9 protein-coding genes and 1 tRNA gene are annotated in these 12865 nt (G+C 71.5%); 7 read left to right on the top strand and 3 right to left on the bottom strand.

Annotation, left to right across the window (positions count from 1 at the left end):
* Nucleotides 1-269: 269 nt before the first annotated feature.
* On the bottom strand, nucleotides 270-3698 hold the full coding sequence (locus F0L46_RS14300; protein WP_149818646.1) for an EAL domain-containing protein: 3429 nt from the start codon (nucleotides 3696-3698) through the stop codon (nucleotides 270-272).
* A 385-nt stretch (nucleotides 3699-4083) separates the two neighbouring features.
* Here F0L46_RS14300 and F0L46_RS14295 point away from each other — a divergent pair, with 385 nt between their 5' ends.
* Nucleotides 4084-4452 (top strand): hypothetical protein, encoded by a 369-nt coding sequence (locus tag F0L46_RS14295; RefSeq protein ID WP_149818644.1) that lies wholly within the window; start codon nucleotides 4084-4086, stop codon nucleotides 4450-4452.
* A gap of 1170 nt (nucleotides 4453-5622) precedes the next feature.
* Here the strand turns inward: F0L46_RS14295 and F0L46_RS14285 are convergent.
* Nucleotides 5623-5707 (bottom strand) — tRNA-Leu (locus F0L46_RS14285).
* 211 nt (nucleotides 5708-5918) lie between these two features.
* Here F0L46_RS14285 and F0L46_RS14280 point away from each other — a divergent pair.
* The 3 genes from F0L46_RS14280 (at nucleotide 5919) to F0L46_RS14270 (ending at nucleotide 8388) form a co-directional block, all read left to right on the top strand.
* The gene (locus tag F0L46_RS14280; RefSeq protein WP_149818640.1) at nucleotides 5919-6209 is read left to right on the top strand and encodes a hypothetical protein; all 291 of its coding nucleotides are present in this window, start codon (nucleotides 5919-5921) and stop codon (nucleotides 6207-6209) included.
* Nucleotides 6210-6335: 126 nt separating this feature from the next.
* Nucleotides 6336-7328: a complex I NDUFA9 subunit family protein gene (locus F0L46_RS14275; protein ID WP_149818664.1), complete on the top strand. Its 993-nt coding sequence runs from the start codon at nucleotides 6336-6338 to the stop codon at nucleotides 7326-7328.
* Nucleotides 7329-7452: 124 nt separating this feature from the next.
* On the top strand, nucleotides 7453-8388 hold the full coding sequence (locus tag F0L46_RS14270; protein WP_149818638.1) for a coiled-coil domain-containing protein: 936 nt from the start codon (nucleotides 7453-7455) through the stop codon (nucleotides 8386-8388).
* A gap of 230 nt (nucleotides 8389-8618) precedes the next feature.
* Here F0L46_RS14270 and F0L46_RS14265 read toward each other — a convergent pair whose 3' ends face one another.
* Nucleotides 8619-9278 carry a Fe2+-dependent dioxygenase gene (locus tag F0L46_RS14265; RefSeq protein WP_149818637.1) on the bottom strand — a complete coding sequence of 220 codons (660 nt, stop codon included), beginning with the start codon at nucleotides 9276-9278 and terminating at the stop codon, nucleotides 8619-8621.
* 96 nt (nucleotides 9279-9374) lie between these two features.
* Between F0L46_RS14265 and F0L46_RS14260 the strand changes: the two genes are divergently transcribed.
* The 3 genes from F0L46_RS14260 (at nucleotide 9375) to F0L46_RS14250 (ending at nucleotide 12700) form a co-directional block, all read left to right on the top strand.
* Entirely contained in the window at nucleotides 9375-10229 is an 855-nt protein-coding gene (locus tag F0L46_RS14260; protein WP_149818635.1) for a 4-helix bundle domain-containing protein, read from the top strand.
* A 4-nt stretch (nucleotides 10230-10233) separates the two neighbouring features.
* Nucleotides 10234-11565 (top strand): cytochrome c peroxidase, encoded by a 1332-nt coding sequence (locus F0L46_RS14255; RefSeq protein ID WP_149818633.1) that lies wholly within the window; start codon nucleotides 10234-10236, stop codon nucleotides 11563-11565.
* Between the two features lie 136 nt (nucleotides 11566-11701).
* Nucleotides 11702-12700 (top strand): Bug family tripartite tricarboxylate transporter substrate binding protein, encoded by a 999-nt coding sequence (locus F0L46_RS14250; protein WP_149818631.1) that lies wholly within the window; start codon nucleotides 11702-11704, stop codon nucleotides 12698-12700.
* Nucleotides 12701-12865 lie beyond the last annotated feature (165 nt).

Genomic DNA, 12865 nt, shown 5'->3' with positions numbered 1-12865 from the left:
GTCAAGGCGGGCCCGGTCCCTCTCCCTTGCGGGAAGGGGTTGGGGGTGGGGGTCGGACAGTCGGAGCGGGCGGGGAGGTGGGGCGCACGCACGCCCGTACAGGCTTGTTCTTGACCGGGACCTCTCGCGTCCCGACCCCCACCCCTACCCCTCCCCACAAGGGGGAGGGGGCGCACGCAGGCTGGTACAGCCCTATCCTTGACTGTAGGCGCTTGGCGTCCCGACCCCCACCCCTAACCCCTCCCCGCAAGGGGGAGGGGGATTGCCCCCTACCCCGCCCGCATCATCCGCTCCAGCGGGCCCAGCACCTCGCGGGCGGGGCCGGGGCGGCTGATGAGGTAGCCTTGGGCTTCGGTGCAGCCCTCGGCGCGGACCTGGTCGAGCTGGGCCTGGGTCTCGACGCCCTCGGCCGTGATGGCGATGCCGAGGCGGGAGCCCAGGCCCACCATGGCGCGCACGATGGCCGCCGTGTCGGGGTTGTCGATCTCCTTCACGAAGGAGCGGTCGATCTTGATCTTGTCGAAGGGGAAGCGGCGCAGGTAGCTCAAGGAGGAATAGCCCGTGCCGAAATCGTCGAGCGCGATGCGCACCCCGAGGCCCCGCAGCTGGTGCAGGGTTTTCAGCGCCTCGCCCTCGTGGATGAGCACCGTCTCGGTGATCTCCAGCTCCAGGCGCTCAGGGGGAAGCCCTGAGGCCGCGAGCGCCGACATCACGCCCTGGACGAGCCCCGGCTGGCGGAACTGGACCGCCGAGACGTTCACGGAAATGCGCATGGGCTCGGACCAGGTCGCGGCCTCGCGGCAGGCCTCGCGCAGGACCCATTCGCCGAGCGGCACGATGAGCCGCGTCTCCTCGGCGAGCGCGATGAAGGCGCCGGGCGGGATCATGCCGCGGGTGCGGTGATGCCAGCGCACCAGGGCCTCGCAGCCGCTGATCCGCCCCGAGGCGAGGTCGAGGAGGGGTTGGTAGTGCAGGGCGAACTCGCCCCGGGCCAGCGCCTGGCGCAGGTCGAGCTCCAGCGCCTGGCGCTCCTGCTGCGCCTCGTCCATGGCGGGCTCGTAGAAGCGGTAGGTGTTGCGCCCCGCCATCTTGGCCCGGTAGAGGGCGAGGTCCGCGTTCTTGAACAGCTCGTCCGCGTCCGTGCCGTCGCCGGGGCTGAGCGCGATGCCGACGCTCAGGCCCACCGAGACGCTGCGCCCGGCGACCCCGAAGGGCTCGCTCACCGCCTCCACGAGGCGCTCGGCCAAGGCCCGCGTCCTGGCGGGGCTCGCGTCGCCCGCCTGGAGCACGGCGAACTCGTCGCCGCCGAGGCGCGCGAGCGTGTCCTCCAGGCGCAGGGCGCCCGCCATGCGCCGCGCGGTCTCGCGCAGGAGCGCGTCGCCCGCCAGATGGCCCAGGGTGTCGTTGACCGTCTTGAACCGGTCGAGATCGAGATAGAGCAGCGCCACGGAGGCGCCCGTGCGCCGGCTCTCGGCGAGCTGCTGGTTGAGGCGGTGGCGGAACAGGGCGCGGTTGGGCAGGTCGGTGAGGCTGTCGTGGCTCGCCGCGTGCTCGACGCGCCGCTCCGCCTCCTTGCGGTCGGTGATGTCGGTGTGGGTGCCCACCGCGCGGATCGCCCGGCCCGCCCCGTCGCGGGCCACGACCTTGCCCCGGTCGAGGATCCAGCGCCAGGAGCCGTCCCGGTGCCGCACCCGGTGCTCGCATTGATAGATCGGGGTCAGCCCCTTGAGGTGGTCGGTCAGCGGGCGCATCACGGCGTCGATGTCGTCGGGATGGACGAGGGCCGACCAGGCGTCGACATGGGGGCGGATCTCGCCCGGATCGTAGCCCAGCATCGCGTACCAGCGCTCGCTCAGCCACACGTCGCCCGTGACCACGTTCCAGTCCCACAGGCCGTCGTTGGTGGCGTCGAGCGCCATGGCGAGGCGCTCCTCGCTCGCCCGCAGCTGGGCCTCGCTCGCCCGCAGCGCCTCCTCGGCGTGGCGGCGCTCGGTGATGTCGAAGTTGAGGCCGACCAGCCGCGCGGGCTCGCCCGCCTCGTCGCACACCACCCGGGCATAGCCCGCGATCCAGCGCCAGCCGCCGCCTTCGGTGTCGGGCCGGCGCACCCGGAACTCGGCCTTGTAGAGGCCCCCGCCCGCCACCGCCTGGCGCAGCTGCTCGACGGCCGCCGGCACGTCGTCGGGATGGAGGAGCGCCGCCCATTGATCGCGGTCGAGCACGGCCCAGCCGCCCTCGGGGGGCTCGATCCCGTGCATGCGGCAGGTCTTGGCGCAGTGGCGCGCGAGCCCGGCCTTGAGGTCGAGATCCCACACCCCCGCGCCCGCGGCCTCCTGGGCCAGCAGCAGAAGATCGCTCGTCTCCTGGAGGCGGTGGCGGTCGGAATAGATCTCCTCGATGTCGAGCGACGTGCCGAGCCACTCGACGATCTCATCCGAGCCCTCCCGGCGCATGGGAATCATGACGAGCTTGTGCCAGCGCCACGCCCCGTCGATCCGGCGCAGGCGGCCCTCCACGTCGAAGGGCACGCCCTTGGTGAAGGCGCGCCGCTTCACGGCCTTGATCCGCCGGGCGTCGTCGGGGTGGATGAGGGCCGCGCGCTCCGCGATTCCCGTCCCCAGCGGCCCGTGATAGGCCGTCATGCGCTCGTTGTAGAACAGGGCGTTGCCGTCCGGGTCCGTGACCCAGATCTTGTGAGGGAGCGCCGCCGCGAGGGTGCGGTAGCGCCGCTCGCTCTCGCGCAGCGCCGCCTCGTTGCGCCGCGCCGCGGTGACGTCGGTATAGGTGCGCACCACGCCGCCGCCCTCGAGCATCACCGAGCGCACCTCGAGCCTCGTGCCGTCGGGGCGCTCGCGCTCGTAGTGCCCGCCGCAGAGAAGCTCCTCGGGGCGCACGGTGGGGCGGTTGAAGAAGGGCTCGGCGCGCGCGAACTCGTCCGACGCGATCTGGTGGCGGTGGACGGTCTCGAAGGCGGGGCGGCCCTCCAGGAGGGCGGGGGGCAGGCCCAGGAGCTCGCAGGCGCGCCGGTTGTGGACCTGGATCACGCCCTCGGAATCCACCATCATCAGGCCCTGGTCCATGTTCTCCAGGGTGGTGGTGAGGAGCGAGCCGCGCTCGCGCAACTCGCGCTCGCAGCGCTCCAGCTCCGCCTTCTGGCTCGCGATGAGGGCCTCGTTGACCCGCCGCCGGGCGGTCTCGTCGTCGCTCGCCACCCGGGCGCGGTGGACCTGCAGATGCGCCACGACGACCCGCGCGAGGTCGGTGAGCGCCTCGCGGTCGGCGGCGGTGAAGGCGCGGGGCTCGGTGCCGATGACGCACAGCGTGCCGGCCCGCAGGCCCGGCGCCATGACGAGGGGCGCGCCGGCATAGAAGCGGATGTGGGGGCGCCCCGTGACGAGGGCGTTGGCCCGGAAGCGCTCGTCGAGGGCGGCGTCCTCCACCACGAACACGTCGTCGGCGAGGATCGTGTAGTTGCAGAAGGCGAGCTCGCGGGGCGTGCCGTCGACGTCGAGGCCGCAGCGGGCCTTGAACCATTGCCGGTCCTTGTCGACCAGCGAGACGAGAGCGATGGGGAGATCGAACAGGCGGCGGGCCGTGCGGCAGACCGCGTCGAACTGCTCCTCGGGCGGGGTGTCGAGGATGCGCAGGGCCCGCAGGGCCATGAGGCGCTCGTCCTCGTTCCTCGGCAGCGGATACATGCGATCTCCCAGGCGCCAGCCCTCGGCGGCCCCCGCGTCCCCGTGATGCGAGCGCCGCTCGAAGGCCTCTTCTAGCGGCGGGAGACTAACGATTGGTGATCGAAATGCCAGACGCCCGCCGTAGAAATTGAGGTGTCGGATGGCATTTTCATGCGGCTTATGTCGGTTGGCAGACTATTGGGCATGTCTTCGACGCCGGTCTGACGTTGCGTCATCACGTGATATTACGGATGAACTGTGCGCGCACGCCCCGATACGCGGAATAGGCGTGGCGGGACGGGGCTCTCACGCCTGGGATGCGTTGCGGCTATTGGAGTGGTGAGTGACGCTGCGTCACGCCCGCGGACGGCTGTCATCCCCGGCGCGGGACCCTATCTGCTCCCGTATGAACCGCATCGCTTCCCCCCGGCCCCGCGCCGCCTCCCGCGCCCTCCTCGGCGCCCTCGCCCTCGTGTCGGCGCTCGCAGCGGCTGCGCCCGCGGCCGCCCAGGAGCCCGCCCCCTGGCGCGACGAGGGCACGGGGTGCTGGTACCTGCGCGGGGGCACCGGCCTCACCCCCCGCCTTCGCCGCGACGGCACCCCCGACTGCCCCGGCGCGCCGCCCGCGCTCACGGCGCCGCCCGTGGCCGCGGCCCCCTCCCGCTGGGCCGAGGGCCTCGACGAGCGCGCCACCCGCGACCTCGCCCGCGCCGTGGAGCGCCTGGAGCGCGAGATGGCGGCCCTGCGCCAGGCCATCGAGCGCCAGGCGCGCTAGGCGCGCCCCTGCCCGGAATCGGGAGGATTGCCGGAAAGTTGTCCGAATTCGGAGCAAGTCCCGCTCACGATGTTCCCCGATGTCCCCACGCGGGACGGTTGCGTTCCGGAGCGGGACAGGCCAGGTTGGGATCACGCTCACTGTCACGACCTCCCCCCGCCGGCTTCGCCGAGCGGGGGTTTTTTTGGGGTGGCGCTTCGCGCGTAGCGTCGTGTCGTAAGTAACCGCGCGAGGCCCCGTACCGAAATGCAATCAGCGCCAGACAAATTTGCAGATGCATGCGCCTCCGCATTCTGATCTGTTACGGGAGCTTGGGGAGCGCCAAAGCTATCGAACCAGCTTCTTCGCAGTTTGCAATCCCACTCTAGGATCCCCTGACGTGCGCTTCCGCAAGCCTCTCACGATACTGAGCCGCACCTCATCGGTAACCAACAGCTTCGTGCAGGCCATCCTGCCAGCTATCGAACCCACTCCGGATGAGATTGCCGAGGCGCTTGCCATTTTAGGCATGACCCCCAAGACCATCACGTGCGCCTATTGCGGGACCGCCTCAACGGATTGGGATCACCTCTGCCCCCTCGTGAAGGGCAAGCGTCCTACAGGCTACATCACTGAGATCAGGAACCTCGTGCCCTCTTGTGGGCCATGCAACCAGTCTAAAAGCGGGGCGGACTGGCACGTGTGGATGACTGGTACGGCCAAAGGATCTCCGAGGACCAAGGGTGTTACCGACCTGGAGGCCCGCCTGGGGTGCCTGAAGCGCTACGTAGCGTGGGGACAGGTCCGACCGCTAGACCTTCGGGTGCTTGGTGGCGCAGAACTTTGGGACAGACATTGGGCGAACCTTGAGGCCCTCACGGCAGGGATGAGGGAAGCGCAGTTACATGCGGCCCAACTTCGAGAAAATATTGTTGGTAGACTGAAAGGCAGCGCAGGACTCAGTTCAGGATAAACAATGTCGATGACGCAAATTCCTAAGCACTCCGTCACCGCGGGTGCACCGACTACTCCATCGACAAGGAGGCAGTTAGCTCTCGGCAGCCAATAAGTCCCGAAAAATTCAAAGCCCCTAGAACGTGATCCGCTTACGCTACACCGCAACCTCCGGCCACGGAATGAGCGGTGCACTCGGCTGAAATGAAGGGGTCGACGAGCGAGACGCCGAAAATTTGGTGCCCAGGAGAGGACTCGAACCTCCACGGCTTTCACCACTGGTACCTGAAACCAGCGCGTCTACCAATTCCGCCACCTGGGCTCGCCGGAGCGATGGGAGAGGGCTTTAAAGAGGCCAGGGGCCGGCGTCAACGGGTGGGGCGGAAAAAAGCGCGGCGGGGGCTGCGTCGGGATGAAAGGCGAAAAACGTGGGCGGGAGGGATCCGGGGGGCGGGGTCGGGCGTAAGCCCCTCATGAGAGACCTCGCAGGGAGGGACGCGATGCGGCCCGCAGGGACTGGCAGGGGGCCGCTGGTGCGGCTCATCGTGGACAACGGCATCTTCGGGGCGGGCCTCGGCCTTGCGGCCGCGGGCGGGCTCGCGGCGGGCGACGTGGGGGGCCTGGGCCATCTCGCGCTGAACGGGATCGAGGGCGCGCTGGGCTTGGGCCTCCTCGGGCTCGGCCTCATGGGGCTCGGCGCCGCGGCCTGCGTCAGCACGGCCGTGATGCTGCTCGGGGCGGGCGAGGAGCGCCGCTTCGGGCGGGGCACCCCGGTCCTCGTGCCGGTTCCCGTGCCCGTGCGCCGCCGCCCCCGCCGGGGCTGAGCCCTCGGTCGCGAACGCGCGGCGCTTCCCGGCGCCGGCCTGCCCTTCACAGGCGCGGGCGGGTCGACTACAGAACCCGCAAGCCGTCCGCAGGAGGTGTTCAGGTTGGCCACTCGCTCCAAGTACATGTCGGCTCGGGTCGTCACCGTCTTCGGCGCCTCGGGCTTTCTCGGGACCTCGGTGGTCCGGGCTCTCGTCAAGCGCGACTACCGCGTCCTCGCCGCCGTGCGCCGGCCCGATCTCGCGGGCCATCTCCAGCCGCTGGGCTATGTGAGCCAGATCCACGCCCTCCAGGCGAACCTGCGCTTTCCCGACTCCATCGCCAACGCGGTGCGCGAGGCCGACGCGGTGGTGAACCTGGTGGGCATCCTCCAGCCCACCGGCCGCCAGACCTTCTCCTCCGTGCAGGCCGAGGGCGCGGGCGCCGTGGCGCGGGCCGCGGTGGCGCGGGGCATCGAGCGGGTGGTGCACGTCTCGGCCATCGGGGCGGACGCGAGCTCGCCCTCCGCCTATGGCCGCACCAAGGCGCAGGGCGAGGCCGCGGTGCTCGCCGCCTGCCCCGGCGCCGTGATCCTGCGCCCCTCCATCATCTTCGGGCCCGGCGACAGCTTCTTCAACCGCTTCGCGGCGCTCGCCCGCATGACGCCCGTGATCCCGCTCGCCTATCCGGACACGCGCTTCCAGCCCGTCTTCGTGGGCGACGTCGCCGAGGCCGTGGCGCGCGCCGTCGACGGGGAGCTCCAGGGCGGCGCCACCTACGAGCTCGGCGGGCCGGAGGTGCTGAGCTTCCGTGAACTCGTCCAGTTCACCCTCGACCATATCGACCGGCACCGGCGCATCATCCCCCTCTCGCCGGGCGCCGCCCGCACCCAGGCCACGGTGATGGAGACCCTGGACAAGCTGTTGCTGGGCTTCCTCCCCGACGACCTGAAGCTCACCCGCGACCAGCTCCTCCTGCTCCAGCGCGACAACGTGGTCTCGCCCGAGGCCCGGCGCGAGGGCCGCACCCTGGAGGGCATGGGCATCAGTCCCGACGCCCTCGAGGCGATCGTGCCCTCCTACCTCGTGCGCTTCCGCGCCCGGGGGCAGTTCTCGCAGCCGGGGCACAACAAGCTGTAGGGCGCGGGGGCCACGGCGCCCGCTTCCCTGCCCCGAACCCGCGCCCCACTGGAAACCTTGACGGGCGCATGGCAGTTTCCTGCCGGGCGCCGTCGCGCTCCGCAGTCACGGGCTTGGGGTTTGCGTGGTCGAAACCGTCATGATCTTCGGGCTGGGCTTCCTGGTGGCGGCCCTGCTTGCCCTTCTCGTCATCCCCGCCGTGAACGCCCGGGCCGAGCGCCTCGCCAGGCGCCGGGTCGAGGCCATGTTCCCGCTCTCCGTGGCCGAGCTCACGGCCGAGAAGGATCACCTGCGCGCCGAGCTCGCCGTGAAGGAGCGCCGCCTGGAGCAGCGCATGGAGGAGGTGCTCGCGGGCAAGCACGCCGACATGGAGGAGCTCGGCCGGCGCGCCGTGCGCATCGAGGCCATGGAGGGCGAGATGCGGCTGCGCGACGAGCGCATCAAGGCGCTGGAGACCGACCTCGCCGACACCGGCCGGCGGCTCCAGGCCACCGAGGGCGAGCTCGCCACGGACCGCGCGACGCTGGCCGGCGCCCGCGAGACGCTGTCGGCCTTGGAGCAGGCGCACCGGCGCACCCTCGACGAGCTCTCCGTCACCCGCGCCGACCTCGACCGCACCTCGGCCACCCTCGCCGAGACCCGCACCGCGCTGGAGGGCGCCCTGGAGCGCCTCGCCGCCCGCGAGAGCGACCTCGCCGATCTCGTGGCCCGCCACGACGAGGCGATGCAGGACCTCGACGCCCGGCGCATCCGGATCTCGGACCTGGAGACCCGCATCGCCACCCAGACCAGCCGGGGCGACGAGTTCGAGCGGCTGCTGGGCGAGCGCCGGGCCGAGCTCGCGACGGAGCGCGAGCGCCTCGCCGAGATCGCCCGCAGCCTCGTGGCCGAGCAGGAGCGCACCATCGGCCTGGAGCAGCGCCTGCGCGCCATGGAGGCCGACCCGGCGGGAAGCGACGTCATCCGCGCCGAGAACGCCGAGCTGCGCCGGCGCATCGACGAGGTGACGGACGCGATCATGGCGGCGAAGTCGCCCGCGCCGACGGCGGCGCACGGCTAGGCGATACCTCGGGGAGCTGTCCCACCCTCGTCCTGAGGTGCGAGCGGAGAGAGCCCGAAGGGCGCTCCAGAAGTCTCCGGAGGGCTGTGGCCCCGTTTCGCGTGCTGCGAGGCCGGGCTGTGCGGGGCACCTCAGCATGAGGAGACAGGAGCAAGCCCTTTCGGGTGAGACTCAGGACGGGGGTGGAGGGTGAGGCCTCCGTCGGACCAGCCGCTCAGGGCCAGCGCCGGTCACTCCGCCCACATGCGCACGAGGTTGGCGGCGCTCTTCGCCAGAAGGTCGAAGGCGGCGCTCTTGCCCTCGCGCTCGAACAGGTCGCGCTTGGCGGCCTCGAGATCGAACAGGATCTCGCGGCGCGCGGCGTCCCGGATCCAGCTCTGCGCCCAACCGACCGCCACGAGGCGCTCGCCCGCCGTCACGGGATCGACCCGGTGGAGCGCCGTCGTCGGATAGGCGACGAGATGCCCCGCCGGCAGCTTGTAGGCTTCCTCCCCCGCCGGGCTCTCGATCACGAGCTCGCCGCCCTCATACTGCTCGGGCTCGGCGAGGAAGAGCGTGAAGGAGACGTCGGTGCGCAGCTCCCCCATCAGCGGGTTGTCGACATGCGAGCCGTAGGAGCGTCCCACCCCGTAGCGGCTGACGAGGAGCGGCGTCAGCGCTTTCGGGCGGACCGCCGCCTCGAAGACGGGATTGCGCCGGATCGCCGCGGCGATCCGCTCGCGCAGGAGCCGCAGGGTGGCCGAATCCTCCCGGACCTGCTCGTTGTCCTTCACGAGGCGGGCGCTCCAGCCCGCCGTGGCCCGTCCGTCTTCGAAGGGCGCGGCGGCGAGCGTGGCGCGGATCTCGTCGAGCTCGTCCGGGCTCAGGACATCGGCGATCTGGATCAGCATGCGGCGTTCCCGGGGATTGATCCCGGCCCCCATAGCAGGTACCTAAGTTACTGGAAAGACAAGTAGTTTTTAGCCATTCCAAACTGGAGCCCTCCCATGAAGCGCCGCAAGCTCTGGCTCGGCCTGTCCACCGCGATCCTCGCCGCGCCGACCCCGGGGCTGCCCGCCGCCATCGCCGCCGAGGGCGGCCTGGTCGTGGCGCAGGCCCATGGCGAGCACGGCGCCAAAGCGAAGGCCCCGCCGGCCGAGGCCAAGGGCGCCACGGCGTCGGGTGAGGGCGGCGAAGGCGGGGAGGGGGCCTCCGGGGCCGCGCTGCCCCCGGAGCTGCGCCTGTCCCGCGGGATCGGCCTCGTGCGCGGGCATCTTCTGGTCGGCAACGAGCTCATCGAGGCCGGGCGCTGGGCCGACGCCCTGCCGCATTTCCTCCACCCGTCCGAGGAGGTCTACGGCACCATCCGCGGCGACCTGAAGGCCTTCGACGTGCCGCCCTTCGACGTCGCCCTGAAGGCGCTCGCCCAGACCGTCAAGGCGAAGAACAAGGAGGCCTATGCCCGCGCCCGCGCCACCCTCGACGAGCGCTTGGCCGCCGCCGACCGGGGCCTCAAGGCGAAGGAGGCCAACTGGGACTTCTTCACCCTCGAGACGGCGCTCGAGGTGCTGAAGAGCGCCGCGTCCGAATACGAGGAGGCCCTCAAGGGCGACCGCATCGTCAACGTGGTCGAGTACCAGGACTCCCGCGGCTTCGTGCTCGAGGCCGAGCGGATGATCGGTTCCGTCGGCGAGAACCTCGCGCGCAAGGATGCCGACGCCGCAGCGGCCGTGAAGGCCGCGCTCGCCGACCTCAAGACGGCCTGGCCGGCGACGCTGCCGCCGAAGACCGCCGTGAAGGACGTGTCGGCCGTGCTCGGGGACATCTCGCGCATCGAGCTCCAGCTCGGCCGCCTGCGCTGACCCCATGCCGCGTCTCCGCCGCCTCGCCGCCGCCGTCTTGAGCCTTGCCGGGCTCGGGCTCGGCCATGCCGCCGGCGCGGGCGAGGAGCCGGATCTCGCGCGCTGGCGCCCCGCCTTCGCGCGGCCCGACGCCGCGCCCGAGCCCCGCGCCAACCCGACGACGCCCGAGAAGGCGGCGTTGGGGCGGGCCCTGTTCCACGACGAGCGCCTCTCGGGCGATGGCCGCACGAGCTGCGCCACGTGCCACCAGCCGGAGCTCTCCTTCTCGGACGGCGTGGCGCGCCGCGCGGGCCATGACGGCGAGCCCCTGCCCCGGCGCACGCCCCCGCTCTGGAACCTCGCCTGGGGACTCACCTTCTTCTGGGACGGCCGCGCGCCGACGCTGGAGGCGCAGGCGAGCGGCCCGATCGAGAACCCGCGCGAGATGGCGGGTGACCTCGCGGCAGCGGCGGTGCGGCTGCGCGGCGACCCGGGGGCGATCAAGGCGTTCGAGGCCGCCTTTCCCGCCGATCCGCGCATCAGCGAGGCCCATGTCCGGGAGGCGCTGGCGGCCTACCAGCGCACCCTCGTGTCGCCCCGCACGCGCTTCGACGACTGGGTGGCGGGCAACGAGGAGGCGCTGAGCGCCGGGGAGCGCGCGGGCCTCGCCCTGTTCGTGGGCAAGGCGGGCTGCGTCGCCTGCCATTCGGGCTGGCGCTTCACGGACGAGGCGTTCCACGACATCGGCCTGCCGCAGGCGACCCCGGACCTCGGCCGGGGCGAGGCGCTGGACCTGCGCCCCCTCGACCGCGCCTTCAAGACGCCGTCCCTGCGCGAGCGGGTCTGGACGGCGCCCTACATGCACGACGGCTCGGTGCCGACCCTGGAGGCGGCCGTCGACCATTACGCCGACGGCATCGTGCCGCGGCCCACCCTCTCGCCCGACCTCCCGCGCGGCCTGACGCTCTCGCCCGAGGAGCGGGCCCAGCTCGTCGCGTTCCTGGCGACGCTGTCGAGCGAGGATCCGCCCCGCCCGGCGCCCCTGCCCACCGCCGCCGCGACGGCCGGGACTGAGCCCATCGTCGCGGGCGCGACCCGCATCGGCCAGAGCGGGCGCCGCTTCGCGCCCGGGGCGGTGCGCATCCATGCCGGCGAGACGCTCACCTTCGTCAACGACGACACCCGCACCCACCAGATCCGGGTCGACGACCCGCGCATGACCTACGCCTCGGGCGCCCAGGAGCCCGGCGACACCCTCCCGCTGACGTTCGCCGAGCCGGGCGCCTTCGAGGTGACCTGCGGCGTGCATCCGGAGATGCATCTTTCCGTGGAGGTCGAGGCGCCGCCCCGCCATTGAGCCCCGCCGCCTTGGCGCGGCGCCAAACCCTGCACTACCATCCGGCAGGAGCCGTCCCCCAAGGGGCGGCCAGGACAGCGATGCGACGGACGCCCCGGCGCCCGTGAATACGCAGAGCCCACAGGGAGGTGATCCGATGAACCCGAGCCCGAATCCCGCGATGAGGCGCCTTGCCGCGGCGCTCGCCGGCGCCGCCGCGCTGCTTGCCGGCACCTTGGCCCACGCGGCCGACGCCTACCCGACCCGCCCCGTGCGGATGGTCGTGCCCTTCCCGCCCGGCGGCACCACGGACATCTTCGCGCGGCAGATCGGCGACCGGCTGTCCCGCGCGCTCGGCCAGAACGTCGTCATCGAGAACCGGGGCGGGGCCGGGGGCAATATCGGCTCCGACAGCGTCGCGAAGGCCGAGCCCGACGGCTACACGATCCTGATGGGGACGGTGGGAACCCACGCCATCAATCCCAGCCTCTATCGCCAGATGCCCTACGACGCGCTGCGCGACTTCGCGCCGGTGGCCTTCGTGGCGGGCGTGCCGAACGTGCTCGTGGTCAACCCGCGCAACGTGAAGGCGCGCACGGTGCAGGACTTCATCGCCGAGGCGAAGGGGGCCAAGAAGACCTTCAACATGGCCTCGTCGGGCAACGGCACGTCGATCCACCTCTCGGGCGAGATGTTCCGGCAGATGACCGGGGTCGACCTCGTCCACGTCCCCTATCGCGGCAGCGGCCCGGCCGTGAACGACCTCGTGGGCGGGCAGGTCGACCTCATGTTCGACAACCTGCCCTCCTCGATCGAGCAGATCCGGGCCGGCACGCTGAGCGCCATCGCGCTGACCTCGGCGAAGCGCTCCCCCGCGCTGCCCGACATCCCGACCATCGCGGAGGGCGGCGTTCCGGGCTTCGAGGCCTCGAGCTGGTTCGGCCTCTTCGCGCCCGCCAAGACCCCGCGCGAGATCGTCGACAAGCTGAACGCCGAGGTGCGGCAGGCCCTCGCGAACCCCGAGACGCAGAAGCGGTTCGCCGACATCGGCGGCGAGATCCGCCTCTACTCGCCGGAGGAGTTCGGAGCCTTCGTCCGAGGCGAGCTCGAGAAGTGGGCCGCCGTCGTGAAGGCGTCCGGGGCGAAGATCGACTGAGCCCCATGGCGGCGGGCGTCTTCCGCCCAAGCTTCCGAATGCGCGTGCCAGTGAGATGTCGCGGGACGGCTTGGCCGTTATCGAGGGTCTTTGCCTCTGTTTCGACACGCTTATGCTTGAGAAAGGTGGCCTCGACGGCTGGTCTGGTTCATAAAATGCTCCGCT

It is taken from the genome of Salinarimonas soli, assembly GCF_008386575.1.
Taxonomy (GTDB): domain Bacteria; phylum Pseudomonadota; class Alphaproteobacteria; order Rhizobiales; family Beijerinckiaceae; genus Salinarimonas_A; species Salinarimonas_A soli.
This window is presented reverse-complemented; position numbering and strand designations above follow the sequence as displayed.

What these genes read in the sequence shown, in the direction of transcription:
- F0L46_RS14260 (WP_149818635.1), top strand. Translation starts at nt 9,375, where the DNA reads ATGAAGCGCCGCAAGCTCTGGCTCGGCCTGTCCACCGCGATCCTCGCC.
- F0L46_RS14255 (WP_149818633.1), top strand. Translation starts at nt 10,234, where the DNA reads ATGCCGCGTCTCCGCCGCCTCGCCGCCGCCGTCTTGAGCCTTGCCGGG.
- F0L46_RS14275 (WP_149818664.1), top strand. Translation starts at nt 6,336, where the DNA reads ATGTCGGCTCGGGTCGTCACCGTCTTCGGCGCCTCGGGCTTTCTCGGG.
- F0L46_RS14300 (WP_149818646.1), bottom strand. Translation starts at nt 3,698, where the DNA reads ATGTATCCGCTGCCGAGGAACGAGGACGAGCGCCTCATGGCCCTGCGG.
- F0L46_RS14250 (WP_149818631.1), top strand. Translation starts at nt 11,702, where the DNA reads ATGAACCCGAGCCCGAATCCCGCGATGAGGCGCCTTGCCGCGGCGCTC.
- F0L46_RS14265 (WP_149818637.1), bottom strand. Translation starts at nt 9,278, where the DNA reads ATGCTGATCCAGATCGCCGATGTCCTGAGCCCGGACGAGCTCGACGAG.
- F0L46_RS14295 (WP_149818644.1), top strand. Translation starts at nt 4,084, where the DNA reads ATGAACCGCATCGCTTCCCCCCGGCCCCGCGCCGCCTCCCGCGCCCTC.